This is a genomic window from Plantactinospora alkalitolerans, from assembly GCF_015690345.1.
In the GTDB taxonomy this organism is placed as follows: Bacteria; Actinomycetota; Actinomycetes; order Mycobacteriales; family Micromonosporaceae; genus Plantactinospora; species Plantactinospora alkalitolerans.
Window position 1 is genome coordinate 14227 of sequence record NZ_JADPUN010000413.1, and the last position, 16979, is coordinate 31205.

Consider the following 16979-nt stretch of genomic DNA (forward strand, 5'->3'; position numbering starts at 1 on the left):
CTGGTGGGTACGCCGCTGGCGCCGGAGACCGACGCTCGTTTCGCCCGACTCAAGGGACCATGCTCCTAGCTCGATGAAGCGGTGCCGGCACGTGCGGCATGCACCGCGCTGACCTGCGCACAAGCGGCGCAGGTCAGCGCGGGCGCGATGGATCAGCTGTGCCGGTTGCGGCGACGGCGCTCGCCGCCGCCACCGCCCTCGCCGCCGCCTTCGCCTTCGCCTTCGCGGTCACCCCGGGCCGGGCCACGGTCGCCCCGGTCGCGGTCGCCCCGGTCACGCGGGCCCCGGTCACCCCGGTCCCGGCTGGCCGGACGCTCGCCGCCCGGCGCCTGGGCCGGTGCCTCCTCGCCCTCGGGGCGCACCTTGTCCAGGTAGATCTTGCCGCGGGCGTCGATGTCGGCGATCGACACCTCGACCTTGTCGCCGACGTTCAGGAAGTCCTCGACCCGCTCGACCCGCTTGCCGTCGCCCACCTTGGAGATGTGCAGCAGGCCGTCGCGGCCGGGCAGCAGCGAGACGAACGCGCCGAACGCGGCCGTCTTCACCACCGTGCCGAGGAACTTGTCGTTGATCTTCGGCAGCGTCGGGTTCGCGATCGCGTTGATCCGCTCGACGGCCGCCTCGGCCGACGGACCGTTGGTCGCGCCGACGTAGATGGTGCCATCGTCCTCGATCGAGATCTCGGCGCCGGTCTCGTCCTGGATCGCGTTGATGGTCTGGCCCTTCGGGCCGATCACCATGCCGATCTTGTCGACCGGGATCTTCACGGTGGTGACCCGGGGGGCGTAGTCCGACATCGTGGCCGGACCCTCGATCGCCTCCTGCATCACGCCCAGGATGACCTGCCGGGCCTCGTACGCCTGCTGCAACGCGGCGGCCAGCACGTCGGACGGGATGCCGTCGAGCTTGGTGTCGAGCTGCAGCGCGGTGACGAACTCCTTTGTGCCGGCGACCTTGAAGTCCATGTCGCCGAAGGCGTCCTCGGCACCGAGGATGTCGGTCAGCGTCACGTACTGGGTCTTGCCGTCCACCTCGTCGGAGATCAGCCCCATCGCGATGCCGGCCACCGGCGCCTTGAGCGGCACACCGGCCGAGAGCAGCGCCAGGGACGAGGCGCAGACCGAGCCCATCGAGGTGGACCCGTTCGAGCCGAGTGCCTCGGAGACCTGGCGGATCGCGTACGGGAACTCCTCGCGACTCGGCAGCACCGGGATCAGTGCCCGCTCGGCCAGCGCGCCGTGCCCGATCTCGCGCCGCTTCGGCGCACCGACCCGGCCGGTCTCACCGGTCGAGTACGGCGGGAAGTTGTAGTTGTGCATGTAGCGCTTGTGCTTCTCCGGGGAGAGCGTGTCCAGCGCCTGCTCCATGCGCAGCATGTTGAGCGTGGTGACGCCGAGGATCTGCGTCTCGCCGCGCTCGAACAGCGCCGAGCCGTGCACCCGGGGCAGGACCGCGATCTCGGCGGTCAGCGGCCGGATGTCGCGTACGCCCCGACCGTCCATCCGGACCTGGTCGCGGAGCACCCGGGCCCGTACCTCGGACTTGTTCAGCGAGCGGAACGCCGCGCTGAGCTCCTTCTCCCGGCCCTCGAAGCCGGGTGCGAGCTGCTCGACGACCCGCGCCTTGATCTGGTCGAGAGCCTCCTCACGATCCGCCTTGCCGGCGATCTTGAGTGCCTCGGCGATCTCGCCACGGGCCGCACCGGCGACCGCGTCGTAGACGTCGTCGGAGTAGTCGAGGAAGACGGGGAACTCGGCGACCGGCTTGGCGGCGACCTCGGCCAGCTCGCTCTGCGCCCGGCACAGCTCCCGGATTGCCGGCTTGGCGGCCTCCAGGCCGCTCGCCACGACCTCCTCGGTCGGCGCGGGGGCGCCACCGGCGACCAACGCGACGGTGTGCTCGGTGGCCTCGGCCTCGACCATCATGATCGCGACATCGCCGTCCGGCAGGGCCCGGCCGGCGACCACCATGTCGAAGGTGGCCCGGCCCAGTTCCTCGATCGTCGGGAAGGCGATCCACTGCCCGTCCACGTGCGCCATCCGGGTCGCCCCGATCGGGCCGGAGAACGGCAGGCCGGAGAGCTTGGTGGAGAGCGACGCGGCGTTGATCGCGACGACGTCGTACGGGTGCTGCGGGTCGAGCGCCAGCACGGTCTCGACGACCTGGACCTCGTTGCGCAGGCCCTTGACGAACGAGGGCCGCAGCGGCCGGTCGATCAGCCGGCAGGTGAGGATGGCGTCCTCGCTGGGCCGGCCCTCACGGCGGAAGAACGAGCCGGGGATGCGCCCCGCGGCGTACATCCGCTCCTCGACGTCGACGGTCAGCGGGAAGAAGTCGAACTGCTCCTTCGGCTGCCGGCCCGCCGTGGTCGTGGAGAGGACGACCGTCTCGCCGAGTTGGGCGATGACGGAGCCGGCGGCCTGTCGGGCGAGCCGGCCGGTGGAGAAGGTGATCTCACGGGTGCCGAACGACCCGTTGTCGATCACTGCCGTGCGTTGCTGGCTGCCCAGCGTGGTGTTGGTACCTGGTGTTTCGGTCATGGTGCGGTAGCACTCCTTCGATCGGGGGCCGCGACCTCCCTCCGCGCCGGTACGTCCCGGCGCGGGACCGTGGTCAGAGGAGCTGCTCAGACGGCCGGTCTTCGATCGAAGCGCCCGGGGCGCCGGTGCGTGCCGGCCGGCCCCGGGGGCCACTACCGAGGACCGGTGCGTCGACCGGCTCCCCATCGGGTGGTCGCGCTGGCCCCTGGTGGGGTGGCGACGTGGCGGGTGGAGCGGCCGTCCGTCGGTACGCGCCAGTGGCTGCGACACCTCGGACAGCCGCTCCCCCGCTCAGGTCACCGCCGCAGGCCGAGCCGCTCGATGAGCGACCGGTAGCGGCTGATGTCCTTCTTCTGCATGTAGTTGAGCAACCGGCGGCGACGGCCGACCAGCAGCAGCAGACCACGACGGCTGTGGTGGTCGTGCTTGTGCACCTTGAGGTGCTCGGTGAGTTCGGCGATCCGCTTGGTCAGTACCGCGACCTGCACCTCGGGCGACCCGGTGTCACCCTCGACGGTCGCGTACTCCTGCCGGATCTTGCTCTTTGCTTCCTGGTCGAGCGCCATATCTCCCTGTTCCTGGATTGTCATGTACGTCCACGGTCCGGCCCGGGGGGACCAGGGGTGGACGACCTCGCACCCGCGGCGTCGTGCAGGCACGCGAGGCCACGCCGGTAACCCGACGTCCCCGTCAGGTTACCAGCCTGGCACGGTTCGTCCGAGTCAAGGGCTCGCGGGTTCCGGCCGGAGCCGGGCCGAGCCGCCAAGATCGGCAGATCAGACCAGGTCAGGGCCGGTCAGAGCGGGTCGGCCAGTACCCGGCGGGTCTGGGCGACATCCTCGGCGATCTGCGCGACCAACGGCTCGACGCCGTCGAAGAAGCGCGTCTGGCGGAGGTACGCGACGAAGTCCAGGGCGAGCCGCTCACCGTAGAGATCACCGGAGAAGTCCAGGACGTACGCCTCGATCCGACGCTCCCGGCCGGAGAATGTCGGGTTCGTCCCGATCGACACGGCGGCGGGCAGCCGTTCCGCGCGTTGCCCCGCCCGGCCGCCCCGGCGGATCAGCCAGGCCGCGTAGATCCCGTCCGCCGGCACCGCCGCATAGCGGTGGCAGAGCAGGTTGGCGGTCGGAAAGCCGATCTCCCGGCCGCGCTGGTCGCCCCGGACCACCACGCCCTCCAGCCGGTGCGGCCGGCCGAGGGCCGCCGCCGCGGCGGTGACGTCACCGGCGGCCACGCAGGCCCGGATGTAGGTGGACGAGAAGACGGTGCCCTCGTCGGAGACCAGCGGCGCCCCCTCGACGCCGAACCCGAAGGTCCGGCCCAGCCGCTCCAGCAGCGCCACGTCACCGGCGGCCCGGTGCCCGAACCGGAAGTTCTCCCCGACCACCACCAGCGCGGCGTGCAACTGCTCGACCAGTACGTCGTGCACGAACGCCTCGGGCGACAGCCGGGAGAAGTCGGGGGTGAACGGCACCACGCAGAGCACGTCCACCCCGAGCGCCTCGATCAACTCCGCCTTGCGGGCGGGTTCGGTCAGCACGGCCGGATGCGAACCCACCCGTACCACCTCGGCCGGATGCGGGTCGAAGGTGACCACGACCGACTGCACGCCCATGTCCCGGGCCCGCTTCACCGCGTGCCCGATCATCGCCTGGTGACCCTTGTGTATGCCGTCGAAGACGCCGATGGCGACGACCGAGCGGCCCCAGCCGACCGGCGCCCCGTGATACCCCCGCCACCGCTGCATTCCTGACATTCCTTCCTGCCCGCCCGCCGCACTCAGGCCGGGGCGAGCACGATCTCGGCCCGCGCCCGTCCGGCGCGCTCGCTGACGATAGCGATCAAGCCGCCCGCCGGGTCGAACACCGCGTACGGGCCGACGATCCCGGCCGGCTCCAGCGGACCGCCGTGCGAGAGCACCTTGGCCTCGTCGGCGTTCGCCTGGCGCTCCGGAAAGAACCGCCGGGCCGCCGCCTCGACCGAGAGGTTGACCACGTCCGGAGCCCGTTCCTCCAGGGCCGGCAGGGTCAGCGCCTCGGCGAGGGTGAACCCGCCGACCGCGGTACGCCGCAGCGCGGTGAGGTGTCCGCCGACGCCGAGCCCGGCGCCGAGATCCCGGGCCAGTGCCCGGATGTACGTCCCGGACGAGCAGTCCACCAGCACGTCCACGTCCAGTACGGCCATCCCGTCGACCGACTCCCGCCGGACGGCCAGCGGCTCGAGTCGGGAGACCGTGACCCGGCGTGCCGCGAGGGCGACGGTCTCGCCGTCGCGTACCCGCTTGTAGGCCCGCTGGCCGTCGATCTTGATGGCGCTGACCGCGCTCGGCACCTGGTCGATCTCGCCGGTCATCGCGGCGAGACCGGCGCGGACGGCGGCGTCGGTGACCTCGCCGGCCGGAGCGGCGTCGACCACCTCGCCCTCCGCGTCGTCGGTGACCGTCGACTGGCCGAGCCGGATCGTCGCGGCGTAGCCCTTGCCGGCCCCGATCACGTACGTCAGCAGCCGGGTGGCCCGGCCGACCCCGATCACCAGTACTCCGGTGGCCATCGGATCCAGCGTCCCGCCGTGCCCGACCCGGCGGGTCCGGGCCAGCCGACGGATCCGGGCGACCACGTCATGCGACGTCATGCCGCCGGGCTTGTCGACCACGATCAGACCGTCCACGCTCACGAGCGCCAAGCGTGCCAGACGACCCGGCGCCGCCACCCGCGCCCCGCCCATCCGTGACGCCCACCGCCCCGGGTCACCGGTGGCCAGTGGGGGTCAGCGGATCGCACCGAGCACGAGCCAGCGGCCGGAACGCATCCGGAGCAGCAGTCCGACCAGCCGGGCCACGACGAACAGGGTGAGGCCGGCCCAGATGCCGCCGAGCCCGAGGTCGAACGCGAACGTGAGCCAGATCGCCGGCAGGAAGGCCCCGAACGCACTCAGTACGGTCAGGTTGCGTAGGTAACGGATGTCACCGGCCCCGATCAGCACCCCGTCGAGGGCGAAGACGACCCCGGCCAGCGGCTGCATGCCGGCGAACCACGGCCAGGCGACCAGCGCCTGCTCCCGTACCTGTGGATCGGCGCTGAACCAGGACGGTACGACCCCGGCACCGGCGCCGATGATCACGGCGAAGCCGACTCCGCAGAGCCCGCCGAACAGCGCGACGCGGCGGGCGATCTGCCGGGCGCTGACCGCGTCACCGGCGCCGAGGGCGGCTCCGACCAGCGACTGGGCGGCGATGGCCAGTGCGTCCAGCAGCAGCGCGGTGAAGAACCACAGTTGCAGCGCGATCTGGTGTGCGCCGACGGCGGCGACCCCGAACCGGGCCGCCACCGTGGTCGCCGACAGGAAGCTGGCCTGGAAGGCGAAGCCCCGGATCAGCAGGTCCCGGCTGAGCACGAGCTGGTTTCCGATCACCCGGGGCAGGGGCGCCAGCGGCACCCGCTCGGCGACCAGCGCGCCGGCGAAGAGCAACCCGCTGAGTGTCTGCGCCACCGCGTTGGCGATCGCCGAGCCGACCAGGCCCAGGCCGGCCGGATAGACCAGCAGCGGGCAGAGGGCGGCGGAGAGCAGGTTGGGCCCGAGCACGAAGTACAGCGGCCGGCGGGTGTCCTGCACCCCGCGCATCCAGCCGTTGCCGGCCGCCGCCAGCAGCAGGCCGGGGGCGCCGATGGCCGCGATCCGCAGCCAGAGCGCCGCGCCGTCGGCCACTTCGGGAGACTCGCCTCCGGCGACGGTACGCGCCAGCGGGCCGGCCGCGAACTGCATGGCGACGGCCAACAGCAGGCCGGCGGCGAGGGCGAGCCAGGACGACTGGACGCCCTCGGCGACGGCGGCGGCGCGGTCGCCGTACCCGAATCGTCTGGCCGCCCGCCCGGTGGTGCCGTACGCGGTCACCGTGCCGATCCAGACGACCATGGTCATCACCGGACCGCCGACGGCGAGCGCGGCGAGCGGCACCGCGCCGAGGTGGCCGAGTACGGCGGTGTCGACGAGCACGTAGAGCGGCTCGGCCGCCAGCACCACCAGCGCCGGCAGGGCGAGCCCGGCGATTCGCCGGACGGACGCACCTGCGGCGCCGGGCGTCGGGGTGGCGCCGGTGGATGTCGGGACGTCGGCAGCGGGCGTCGGAACGGTGGGCTGGCTCATCGCGACCGATACTGGCATGGCACCGGTAAGGATCACAAGGCATTCTCGGACTTACCGCACGTCGGAGAACAGCCCTCGCACCAGGCAGAGTCCTGTCGTCCGCTCCAGGACCCGGCATCGGGCAGCCGGCAATTGAACTAGCCTTGCTTTGTCAGCTTTTGTCTATTTTCCGCCCGGGTCGACGCAGGCGGCTCGGATAGTACGGCGCGGAGGCGAGGTCGTGCGGCGTTGGTGGAGTCGCCAACCGGAGTCCAGGTTCGTCCTCTGGCTCCGGCAGCGCCGACGGCTGTTCCGGACCTGGCACCAGCACCTCCAGGAGCCGGCGAGCCGGAGGCATGCCGAACAGCGCCACGCCGACACCCACTGGTGGCACCGGTTTCCCTGGTGGCTGCTGGCTGTCGGCGGCACGGTGCTGCTGCTGACCTGGGTGGTCTTCTCGACCCTGATGGCGATCTTCGATCGGCCCGGGATCGGCCCCCTGCGGTTCCAGGAGTTCTGCTCCGCCGACGAACCCCGTGGCTACTACTGCGGGGAGGTGAAGTCCTTCCTCTTCAACCTCCTCTCCGCCGCCCTCGCGATCACGCTCTTCGTCCTCTGGCGATATCGCCGGGTGTACCGCCGTTACCGACGGCGGGCCCTGGCCGAGCCACACCGCATGGTGCCGACCGCCGGACGCGGCATCGACCGGATCGTCGGACGCGACGACCTCTGCCGACTGCTCATCCAACGCCTCCGGGATCGGCGGGACCAACGCCCGCTGCTACTGGTCGGCGGGGTCGGTACCGGCAAGACCGTCACCCTCGTCCAGTTGGCCGCCATGCTCGCCGAGCATGGCGTACTGCCCATCGGCATCGACCTGGGCACCGTCGACCCGGGCACGAGGCTGGACTTCCTCGCCCTCGCCCGCAAGCGGCTCCAGGAGGTCACCGACGCCTGGCTGTGGGCCGAGGGCGACGCCGACCGGATCTGGCGCTATCTGCTCCGGGAGAACCGGATCGCCGTACTCGCCGACGGGCTCGACGAGGCCCGCCCCCGGGACCCGAGCGGCGACCGGGACAGCGCGATCCGGGCAGCCATCCAACAGGCCGTCGAGGTACGCCTGCCGCTGGTGGTCGCCTCGCGCCCGCATGACCCGCTGCGCGGCCTCGACGCGTTCCTGCTGCAACTGGAACCCCTGAGCGAGGGAGCGGCGATGGAGTACGTGTCGCCGCTGAAATCCAAGCAGCCCGGCTGGGAAAGGATCATCCGGCTCGTCAAGGCCGCCGACATCGCCGACTCCCCGGCATACCTGCGGATCATCCGGGACCTCCGCGAGAGCGGCCATCTCGACGACCTGGCGGACGATGCGGTCGCCCACGCCCACGCCGACCGGGCCGCCGTCCGCTGGCGGCTGTTGCAGCTCTGGCGTACCGCCCTCGTCGACGGTGCCGTGCAGCAGGACTACGGGCTGCCGGAGCGAGAGCGGGCGGACGCCGTCGAAATGCTGTCCGCCCTGGCCTGCGTCGGGTTGGCTCGCGGCAGCCTGTCGGTGCGGATCGCCGACCTCATTCCCGCCGACGGTGCTCCGGCCACCGAAACCGGCCTGCGAGGAGCGCGCGTCCGGCCGACGTCCGGCTCCCCCCGGACAGCCCCAGGGTGGACGTCCGGAAATCCGGAACGGCGACACGGCAGTACCCAGGGAGACGAGCAGAACATGGCCGCCGTGCAGGACTGCTTGATCCGGGCGTTGCGGAGCAGGCTTCGCCGACTCAACCCCGCCAACGCCCAGGACGTCGGCCTGGCCGTCACCACCGGGCGGGAACTGGGCATCGTCATCTGCCAGGAGGACGAGATCCGCTTCCAGCACGGCGTCATCCAGGCGTACCTGGGCGCCCGGCTCCTCGACGCCGTCCTGCCACCGTTCCACCGCACGCCAGCAGAGCGGCAGCCGGATTCGGAACGGCAGTCGCCACCGGAGCGACAGGCGGGGCCTGAGAGCCGGTGGTTCTTTCTGTCGCTGGCGCTCGGGCACGGCTCGGCCCGAGAACTGCTGGCCGCGCTGACCCTCTACTCCTGCTCCGCCGCCGGTGACCCGAGCCGGCAGGAAACGGCCAGGCAGGTCGTCGACCGGCTGCGGGATGCCGCCGTGGAGTGGAGCACTCCGGTCGACGTACAGCGCGGCGAAGTCAAGATCTTCGGTGGAGACCGGACCAAGGCCGTCGAGACCTTCGCCGCCGCGCTGGACATCGACAGTCGCCTCGCCGAGTCCCAGCACCGGCAGCTCGTCGACCTGATCGCCATGCGCTGGCCCGACCTGCACGAGGACCATTCGATCACCGACCGGCCGCTGGAGGAGGCGAAGCAGGTTCTGATCCGCCGGTTCGGCGCCGCCGCCCAACTGCTCGACAGTCGACGGCGGGCCGGCGAAAGCGACCTCCCGCAGCCGGAATACCCCCGGTTCTTCCAGATGATCCACCAGGCGGCGTCGTCGTACCGGATCCGGCTCACTGCGGTACACGAGATCGCCCGGTTGGGGCCGGGCACGGTGCGAGGGCTGTCCGGGTGGTCGGAGCCGGCCGCACCGGTCGCAGGCGCCGGGCCGCCCGGCGGGCCGTCCCCGTCCGCGAGGTCGCCCGAGGAGCGCCAGATGCTCGCCTGGCTGGCCCCGCTGCACTGTATCCACAGTGGAGGTGACAACCGGCCGGACGACCACGAAGCCGCCCGGCAGAACCTGCGGCACTGGCTCGATCTGCTGACCCGCCACGACACCGAAGACCGGATCATCGACGAGATGAACCTCGCCCAGGGCTTCCGGCTGGCCGCCAACTGCCGAGTCCCGGAAGACCGCTCCGCACACCGGCTACGGCTGGTCCAACATGCCGAGACCGCGCTGCGGCACAGCCGGTTCTGGTATTCCCAGCTCGCCCTGGTGCAGGCGCTCACCCTGCTGTCGCTGCCGGAGGACCCGCGCCGCAGACTCCCCGCATACGGGCCCGCGACCGATCCACGCGGGCTGGTCGACTTCTGGCTCAGCATCGCCGGCGGCGGCGCAGACGCCCCGGCGCCCGACCGGCCGCACGTGCACCCGTTCGTCCGGCAGGCCGGAGACCTCTGTGTCCAGGCGCTCCAGAGCGGGCATCCGGAGCGGCACTGCTGGGTCGACGAGCAGGACATCGTCCGGCGGATCGGCTCCTACACCACGCAGTCGAGCATTCGGCGCTACCAGGACTCCTGGTGCCCGGAAGCGGTGGGTTGGATGGTGCTGACCAAACAGGCACAGCGGCTGCTCGCCGACGTCATGCTGCTGCTGAACCTCGCCGACCGTCCGGACAGCCCGCCGGCCGAGCGCGCCCGCCGCCTCCTCCAGGCCAACCGTGGCGACCTGCCGCCCTGCCTCACCGTCGACCCGACCCCGATGCAGCCGGGCCGCAACTCCCGGGCCAGCCGTCCGGCCGAGCCCGGCTCGACCTGCCTCGGCGACTGCCCGTACCGGCTCTGCCCCCTGCCGCCGCAGAGCGACGGGCTCGCGTATCCGATGGACGAGGTGTTCTGCGCCCGCCAGATCGACCTGGTCGCGGCCCGGTGGCGAGGGCTGTCAGGCTCGGTCTCCTGGTTCACCTCACGTCACCGGACCCAGTGGTTCTGGCGGGAGATGTCCCAGCGGATGCTGCCCTCCTGGCGCAAGTGAACCCAGGCAGCCTGAACGTCTACGTCCATCCCGACGGGTCACAATCCGCGCCCACGCAACCGGAAAGTTGCTCCTGTATCTGTTCTTGCTGGTTCTCCAGTGGTTTGAGGTTTCGAAGGATGCGAGCTCGCTGGGCTGCGAGTTCGCGAAGGACCTCTTCGTCTGGGTCGTTCTTCGCCTTTTCCGCCGCGATTTTTCTGTCGACGTCGTTCAGGTCCCGTAGTAGCCGACCGATATTTCTGCTGACTGCCGCGAGTTTGGTCCGCCACTGTTCGCACAGGCACTCTTCTTCCGCCTGAATCGCCATCGCCGCTCCTCGACTAGGACGTGTTCCCCCGGTTATCCCCGACCAAGCAGGATGTATGCGAGCGTCCGAGCAGCGCACCACAGAAGTGTTGATCATGATCCGCTCTTGGATCATTCCGTGTCCTCGTCGGCGATACCGACCAGACCGTCGGTCAGCGGTATGTCGAGGTCCCGGGCAAAGCCAGAGCCGAGCCGGCCACAGGAGGTAGGAACCAGCCGGAATCCCGCCCGATCCGTCATCGCCACAACCAGCAGTGACTGCACGACACGAGCCCTGGAGATTGGCGGCACTGTTCGATAACGAACAACTCAATCATCCACAACAATCGATGGTTCTGTCATTCTGCCAGGCGGACCGGAGTCGGAACGGGCGTCTGTGGCACCGGGATCAGCGACGTTCCCACTCTCACCCTGGACGAGTCGGAACTCTCGGGCGTTGCGGCTGTGGTCGGTGACCGTGACGGTGACCGCCAAGTGCAGGCCGAGCCCGAGCCTGATCAGGTCGGCGATGCTCGGCACGACGGGCCGGATGGCACCGACGAGGAGCGGGCCCCGGGTTGCCCGCTACCGACCCGGCGGAGGTGACAGGTCAGCAGGTCTGCGCCGGCATGCGAGAGGGCGACGACGCCGTACCGGAGGTCCTGGTCGAGCGAGCCACCGCCGTCGAGTTCGGTCAGGTCCTCCGGGCGTACGTCGAAGGTGCCAGCCCAGCCGTCCAACTGGTACGCCTCGGGAAGCTGGTGAACCGGCCAGCAGGGTTCAGGAGCCGGCTGTGCGGATCGCAGCCTGGGCAGCCGACGTACGGGATGGGTGGTCCTTGCCAGGACGGTGCCGGCTGCTGCCATCCGCACCTCGCATCTCGAAGGCCACGCCACGTCGCGGTGAGCCTCCCAGGCCGTCGGCCGCCTTGGGGCGCGCGGCGAGGCTCACTCAACCGTTCACCACCGGCATCGTGAAACGGAAAGACCGGGAGCGGATCTGTCACTCCGCCCCGAGTTCGATCACTGGCGGGTGTCCATCGACATCTGGACGGCGCGACGGGCCTGCTCGCGGGCCTCATCGGTGTTCTCGGGCTTGGGCTTGTTCGGCTTGGCCGCCATGGGAGGGCTCCTTCCAGGGCACGTGATGCCGCGTCAACGCGGCCCACTGCGACGGGTCCTGCTGATCGTCCTCGGTGGCAGGTCCGGGATCGCCGGACATGGTGGCCGGGACAGCGTGAGCCCGGGTCGGTTGACCCTGGAGGCAGGCAATGCTCGTTGAGGGGGTGGCGCACCCGACGCGGGTGGAACGGGCGCGGTCACGACCCTAGCTATCGTTCAGTTCCATTACCCAAGCTATCGTTCAGGTCCACATCCTGTGCAGCATTCCCACCATTCGGGACGGTACTGGGCAGTAAGTCCTGCTCAGCGGGCTCAGCGGGCGAAGAAGTGCCAGCCCATCCACCACCAGAAGCCGAACAGGGCGATCCGGCCGACCGGTACCGGGCCCACCTCGTACTGCATCACGTACGCGCAGACGTCACCGAAGGTCGGAATCCGGGACCCCTCCCGCCGGGCCGCCCACTCCACCACGACGAACAACAGCAGGGCCGTCGTGAACCCGCCGATCGCGAGAAGTTTCATCGGCGTACCAGTCCCCAGAAGGCCGACAGCCACGCGAAGTAGACGGCGGAACGGATCAGCGAGTCGTCCAGCAGGGGGTCGGCGATCTTCGAGAAGGTCGGGAAGTCGTCCCGGGAGCCGAGCATGAACGTGCCGGCCTCGAAGACCCCGAAGATCATGACCGGCAGCACCCACCACACGGCACCGGACCCCAACCGTTGCGGTACGGTCCGCCGGGGCATCCGGTTGGAGAGCCCGAGCCACACCAGCGCACCACCGGTGCCGATCGTGTAGAGGTTGGCCTGGGGCGAGAACGACGGAAGTTGCCCGCCGACCAGGGACAGAAAGGTGAGAATGGGAACCGATACGATCGGTCGGTCCCAGGCCCGGGGCACATCGGCGGAGAGCTCCGGCTGCTGTTCCATCCGCCAATTGTCCCTGTGGCACCCCTCGGCGGAAAGCTAGACGCCCGCCCGGTTACTCCTGATCTTGCCGGCCGGCGGTGGGTGCCTTTGCGTCGGCTCCGCTCCGGTCCAGTGCGACCCCGTCCCGGCCCAGCTCGGCCCGGATCGCCTCGATGACCTCCGGCGCCGACCCGTACCCGGTGAAGCCGGCCGCCAGGCGGTGTCCGCCGCCCCCCAGGGCCACCGCCACCCGGCTGACGTCCATCGCGCCCTTGCTGCGCATGGAGACCGCCCACTCCCCCTCGGCGACCTGCTTCAGTACGCAGCTCACGTCGGCCTCGGCGGTGCAGCGCACCGAATCGATCAGCGGCTCCAGCGTGTACGGACGCTGCTCGTGCCGGGCCAGGTCCGCCAGCGTGGCGTACGTCCAGACCAGCCCGCGCCCGCCGGCCTCCAGCGGTTCGAGCTGGGTACGCCCCAGCACGTCCCCGTAGAGCCGGACCGCGCCGAACGGCCGGGTGTCGAAGATCCGCCGGGAGATCTCCCCGGGCCGGATACCGGTCGCCAGCAGCCGGGCGGCCATCTCGTGCACCGCCGGAGTGGTCATGTCGAACCGGAACGAGCCGGTGTCGGTCGCCAGGGCGACGTACAGGCACTCGGCGATCCCCTGGTCCAGCGGCACTCCCAGCCGGACGAGCAGCTTCTCCACCACCACCGACGTCGCGGCGGCGTCCGGGTCGACCAGGTGGATCCCACCGAACCGCGTGTTCGAGGCGTGATGGTCCAGCACCAAGGACGCGCCGGCCCGGTCCAGCCGGTCGGCCAGGTCACCCAGCCGCGACACGGCGGCGACGTCGAAGCAGATCACCAGGTCCGGGTCCGGGTCCGCCTCGGTGGCCGGTACCAGCAGGTCGAGGCCGGGCATCGCCCGGAACGGCTCCGGCACCTCCGGGCGTCCGGGGAAGGTGGCCTGCAACCGGCGTACGCCCATCCGGCGCAGTCCCAGCGCGAACCCGAGCATGCTGCCCAGGGCGTCGCCGTCCGGGTTCACGTGGCAGATCAGCAGTACCCGACCATCGGCGGGCAGCTTCGTTATCGCGCTCACCGCGGCGGCCCACTCCGCCTCGGTCGGCTGCTCCGTCGCCGCTGGCGGAGGAGCGTCGGCGAGCAGGGCTCCGCCGCTCACGGCCGGGCTCCGGTTCCGCCCGCCGCCGGCCGGTCCTCGTCGTCGTCCGCGTCCTCGTCGGCGTCCTCGTCGTCCTCGACCTTGTACGGCTGCGGTTCACCCGCGTACTCGGCCTGGGCCGCCAGGCGCTGCACCTCGGCGTCGGCGGTACGGGCCGCGGTCAGCAACTCGTCGATCTGCTTGACCTGGTCCTGCACGTTGTCGAGGACGAAGGCCAGGCTCGGCGAGTGCCGCAACCCGAGTGCCTTGCCGACGGTGCTCCGGAGCAGGCCCTTGGCGCTCTCCAGCGCGGCGGCCGTGGCCGCCTGCTCGGACGCGTCGCCGAGCACCGTGTAGAAGACCGTGGCCTCCCGCAGGTCGGGGGTGATCCGCGCGTCGGTGATCGTGATCATGCCGAGCCGGGGATCTTTGACCTGGGTACGCACCACCGAAGCCACCAGCTCCCGCACGCGTTCCGCATGCCGGCGCACCTTCGCCTGGTCCGTCATCTCCGCACCTCCACGGCATCCCGCTTCCGGGCCGGACCGGCGGCGCCACGCGCCGCGGCCGGACCGTCCGACGTGCTGAACACTACCTGCGCGCCCCGGGCCCGCGCCGCCGCCGTCGACATCAGCGGCCCTGGCCCGGATACCGGCCGAAGCGCCCGGGATCAGTCATCCGCGCCGTGCAACCGTCGGCGTACGGAGAGCAACTCGACCTCCGGCCGCCCGGCGACCAGGCGCTCACAGGAGTCCAGCACCGTGCTGACGTGTTCGGTCTCGGAGGCCACCACGGCGACGGCGATCTGGGCCCGGCCGTGCAGGTCCAGCGCGCCCACCTCGGCGGCCGAGACCTCGAATTTCCGCAGTGCGGCGACAATGGGGCGGACGTACGACCTCTTCGCTTTCAGGGAGCGCGAGTCTCCGGGCAGCAGCAGGTCGAAAACGGCGGTTCCGGTATACACGGCCGGAAGGGTACGGCATACCGCCCTCGCTGATCATCATCTTTCCGGTCCGGCGGTCCGCCGGTCCGCCGGTCCCGGACAGGCCGGTGGCCGGGACCCGTCGGGCCCCGGCCACCGGTACATCGATATCGATCAGGCGCGCGGCTTCTCGCGCATCTCGAACGTCTCGATGATGTCACCAACCTGAAGGTTGTTGTAGTTGCTCAACGTCAGACCGCACTCGAAGCCCTCGCGGACCTCGGTGGCGTCATCCTTGAACCGCTTGAGCGAGCTGATCGCGACGTTGTCGGCCACGACCGCCCCGTCCCGCAGCAGCCGCGCCTTGGCGTTGCGTCGGATGACACCGGACCTGACGATACAGCCGGCGATGTTGCCGATCTTGGACGAGCGGAACACGTCGCGGATCTCCGCGCTGCCCAGCTCGACCTCCTCGTACTCCGGCTTGAGCAGGCCCTTGAGCGCTGCGTCGATCTCCTCGATGGCCTGGTAGATGACCGTGTAGTACCGGATCTCCACACCCTCGCGGTCGGCGATCTCCCGGACCTTGTTCGAGGCCCGGACGTTGAAGCCGATGATCGTCACCGCCTCGGACGAGGCGCTGGCCAACATCACGTCGCTCTCGGTGATCGCACCGACGCCCCGGTGGATGATCCGCAGTTGGACCTCCTCCGGGATGTCCAGCTTGAACAGCGCGTCTTCCAGCGCCTCCACCGAACCGGACCCGTCGCCCTTGAGCACCAGGTTGAGCGAGGTCTTCTCGCCCTCCTTGAGCTGCTCCATGATCGTCTCGAGGCTCGGCCGCCGGTGGGAGTTGGCGAAACTCGCCGCCCGCCGCCGTGCCTGCCGCTGCTCGGCGATCTGCCGCACCGTCCGGTCGTCCTCGGCCGCCAAGAACGTGTCGCCCGCGCCCGGCACCGCGGTCAGACCGAGCACCATGACCGGACGCGCCGGCCCCGCCTCGGCGACCTGCTTGCCGTTCTCGTCGAGCATGGCCCGGACCCGACCATGTGCCCCACCGGCGACGATCGAGTCGCCGGCCCGCAGGGTGCCCTTCTGCACCAGCACCGTGGCAACCGCACCGCGCCCCTTGTCCAGGTGCGCCTCGATGGCCACACCCTGGGCCGGCCCGTCGATCGGAGCGGTCAGCTCCAGCGACGCGTCGGCGGTGAGCAGGACCGCCTCGAGCAGTTCCTCGATGCCGATGCCCGGCTTGGCCGCCACGTTCACGAACATGGTGTCGCCGCCGTACTCCTCGGCGACCAGACCGTATTCGGTGAGCTGCTGGCGAACCTTGTCCGGGTTGGCGTCGGGCTTGTCGATCTTGTTGACCGCGACCACGATCGGTACGTCCGCCGCCTTGGCGTGGTTGAGCGCCTCGATCGTCTGCGGCATGACGCCGTCGTCGGCGGCGACCACCAGCACCACGATGTCGGTGACCTGGGCACCACGGGCACGCATGGCGGTGAACGCCTCGTGACCCGGGGTGTCGATGACGGTCAGCGCCCGGTCCACACCATCGTGCGGAACGTGCACCTGATAGGCACCGATGTGCTGGGTGATACCGCCGGCCTCGCCCTCGACGACGTTCGCCTTGCGGATCGCGTCGAGCAGCTTGGTCTTACCGTGGTCGACGTGACCCATCACGGTCACCACCGGCGGACGGGTGACCAGCCGCTCGGAGGCGACCTCGGCATCCAGGTCGATGTTGAACTGCGCCAGCAACTCGCGGTCCTCGTCCTCCGGGCTGACGATCGACACCTCGAAGCCGAGGTGCTCACCCAGCAGGTTCAGGGTGTCGTCAGAGCAGGACTGGGTCGCGGTGACCATCTCGCCCAGGTTGAACATCTCCTGGACCAGCGAACCGGGGTTCGCGTTGATCTTGTCGGCGAAGTCCGACAGCGAGGCGCCACGCGGCAGCCGAATGACCTGGCCCTGGCCGCGCGGGGCGCCCGAGCTCATGGTCGGCGCGGACAGATTGTCGAACTCTTGTCTGCGCTGCTTCTTCGACTTGCGACCACGGGTCGGCTTGCCACCCGGACGCCCGAAGGCACCTGCGGCACCGCCGCCACGGCCGCGACCGCCACCGCCGGGGCGACCCGCGCCACCGGCCGGTGCGCCGCCACCGGGACCACCCCGGTAACCGCCACCACCAGCACCGGCACCGCCACCGGGACCACCCCGGTAAC

The 16979-nt window shown here is 70.6% G+C and carries 15 protein-coding genes; 1 reads left to right on the forward strand and 14 read right to left on the reverse strand.

Features of this window, described 5'->3' with window-relative positions:
* Nucleotides 1–152: 152 nt before the first annotated feature.
* The 5 genes from I0C86_RS40275 to I0C86_RS40295 form a co-directional block, all read right to left on the reverse strand.
* A complete protein-coding gene (locus I0C86_RS40275) occupies nt 153–2540 on the reverse strand; it encodes a polyribonucleotide nucleotidyltransferase (protein WP_196206576.1) in 2388 nt (795 codons plus the stop codon).
* 296 nt (nt 2541–2836) lie between these two features.
* Entirely contained in the window at nt 2837–3106 is a 270-nt protein-coding gene (gene rpsO, locus I0C86_RS40280; protein ID WP_192767688.1) for a 30S ribosomal protein S15, read from the reverse strand.
* 230 nt (nt 3107–3336) lie between these two features.
* Nucleotides 3337–4290, reverse strand: coding sequence for a bifunctional riboflavin kinase/FAD synthetase (locus I0C86_RS40285; RefSeq protein ID WP_196206577.1), 954 nt, complete (start codon nt 4288–4290; stop codon nt 3337–3339).
* A 32-nt stretch (nt 4291–4322) separates the two neighbouring features.
* Nucleotides 4323–5267, reverse strand: a complete 945-nt coding sequence (gene truB / locus I0C86_RS40290; RefSeq protein ID WP_196206578.1) for a tRNA pseudouridine(55) synthase TruB — start codon at nt 5265–5267, stop codon at nt 4323–4325.
* A 42-nt stretch (nt 5268–5309) separates the two neighbouring features.
* Nucleotides 5310–6686, reverse strand: a complete 1377-nt coding sequence (locus I0C86_RS40295) for an MATE family efflux transporter (protein ID WP_196206579.1) — start codon at nt 6684–6686, stop codon at nt 5310–5312.
* A 220-nt stretch (nt 6687–6906) separates the two neighbouring features.
* On the opposite strand from I0C86_RS40295, the gene I0C86_RS40300 reads away from it, so the two are divergent.
* Nucleotides 6907–10353 carry an ATP-binding protein gene (locus I0C86_RS40300; protein ID WP_196206580.1) on the forward strand — a complete coding sequence of 1149 codons (3447 nt, stop codon included), beginning with the start codon at nt 6907–6909 and terminating at the stop codon, nt 10351–10353.
* Between the two features lie 19 nt (nt 10354–10372).
* Here I0C86_RS40300 and I0C86_RS40305 read toward each other — a convergent pair whose 3' ends face one another.
* The 9 genes from I0C86_RS40305 to infB form a co-directional block, all read right to left on the reverse strand.
* A complete protein-coding gene (locus I0C86_RS40305; RefSeq protein WP_196206581.1) occupies nt 10373–10660 on the reverse strand; it encodes a hypothetical protein in 288 nt (95 codons plus the stop codon).
* 110 nt (nt 10661–10770) lie between these two features.
* Nucleotides 10771–10899, reverse strand: a complete 129-nt coding sequence (locus tag I0C86_RS44695; protein WP_255527953.1) for a hypothetical protein — start codon at nt 10897–10899, stop codon at nt 10771–10773.
* 257 nt (nt 10900–11156) lie between these two features.
* A complete protein-coding gene (locus I0C86_RS40310; protein ID WP_196206582.1) occupies nt 11157–11504 on the reverse strand; it encodes a hypothetical protein in 348 nt (115 codons plus the stop codon).
* Between the two features lie 567 nt (nt 11505–12071).
* Nucleotides 12072–12281 carry a DUF6186 family protein gene (locus tag I0C86_RS40315; RefSeq protein WP_196206583.1) on the reverse strand — a complete coding sequence of 70 codons (210 nt, stop codon included), beginning with the start codon at nt 12279–12281 and terminating at the stop codon, nt 12072–12074.
* Complete coding sequence (locus I0C86_RS40320) at nt 12278–12685, reverse strand: hypothetical protein (protein ID WP_196206584.1); 408 nt, start codon at nt 12683–12685, stop codon at nt 12278–12280. The genes I0C86_RS40315 and I0C86_RS40320 overlap by 4 nt, the downstream gene beginning before the upstream one ends.
* A 52-nt stretch (nt 12686–12737) precedes the next feature.
* Entirely contained in the window at nt 12738–13850 is a 1113-nt protein-coding gene (locus I0C86_RS40325) for a DHH family phosphoesterase (protein WP_323374154.1), read from the reverse strand.
* On the reverse strand, nt 13847–14338 hold the full coding sequence (gene rbfA, locus I0C86_RS40330) for a 30S ribosome-binding factor RbfA (protein ID WP_196206585.1): 492 nt from the start codon (nt 14336–14338) through the stop codon (nt 13847–13849). The genes I0C86_RS40325 and rbfA overlap by 4 nt, the downstream gene beginning before the upstream one ends.
* 161 nt (nt 14339–14499) lie before the next feature.
* Nucleotides 14500–14793 carry a DUF503 domain-containing protein gene (locus I0C86_RS40335; protein WP_196206586.1) on the reverse strand — a complete coding sequence of 98 codons (294 nt, stop codon included), beginning with the start codon at nt 14791–14793 and terminating at the stop codon, nt 14500–14502.
* Between the two features lie 132 nt (nt 14794–14925).
* A partial coding sequence (gene infB / locus I0C86_RS40340) for a translation initiation factor IF-2 (RefSeq protein WP_196206587.1) occupies nt 14926–16979 on the reverse strand: 2054 nt, incomplete at its 5' end.

What these genes read in the sequence shown, in the direction of transcription:
- I0C86_RS40275 (WP_196206576.1), bottom strand. Translation starts at nt 2,540, where the DNA reads ATGACCGAAACACCAGGTACCAACACCACGCTGGGCAGCCAGCAACGC.
- rpsO (WP_192767688.1), bottom strand. Translation starts at nt 3,106, where the DNA reads ATGGCGCTCGACCAGGAAGCAAAGAGCAAGATCCGGCAGGAGTACGCG.
- I0C86_RS40285 (WP_196206577.1), bottom strand. Translation starts at nt 4,290, where the DNA reads ATGCAGCGGTGGCGGGGGTATCACGGGGCGCCGGTCGGCTGGGGCCGC.
- truB (WP_196206578.1), bottom strand. Translation starts at nt 5,267, where the DNA reads ATGGGCGGGGCGCGGGTGGCGGCGCCGGGTCGTCTGGCACGCTTGGCG.
- I0C86_RS40295 (WP_196206579.1), bottom strand. Translation starts at nt 6,686, where the DNA reads ATGAGCCAGCCCACCGTTCCGACGCCCGCTGCCGACGTCCCGACATCC.
- I0C86_RS40305 (WP_196206581.1), bottom strand. Translation starts at nt 10,660, where the DNA reads ATGGCGATTCAGGCGGAAGAAGAGTGCCTGTGCGAACAGTGGCGGACC.
- I0C86_RS44695 (WP_255527953.1), bottom strand. Translation starts at nt 10,899, where the DNA reads ATGACGGATCGGGCGGGATTCCGGCTGGTTCCTACCTCCTGTGGCCGG.
- I0C86_RS40310 (WP_196206582.1), bottom strand. Translation starts at nt 11,504, where the DNA reads ATGGCAGCAGCCGGCACCGTCCTGGCAAGGACCACCCATCCCGTACGT.
- I0C86_RS40315 (WP_196206583.1), bottom strand. Translation starts at nt 12,281, where the DNA reads ATGAAACTTCTCGCGATCGGCGGGTTCACGACGGCCCTGCTGTTGTTC.
- I0C86_RS40320 (WP_196206584.1), bottom strand. Translation starts at nt 12,685, where the DNA reads ATGGAACAGCAGCCGGAGCTCTCCGCCGATGTGCCCCGGGCCTGGGAC.
- rbfA (WP_196206585.1), bottom strand. Translation starts at nt 14,338, where the DNA reads ATGACGGACCAGGCGAAGGTGCGCCGGCATGCGGAACGCGTGCGGGAG.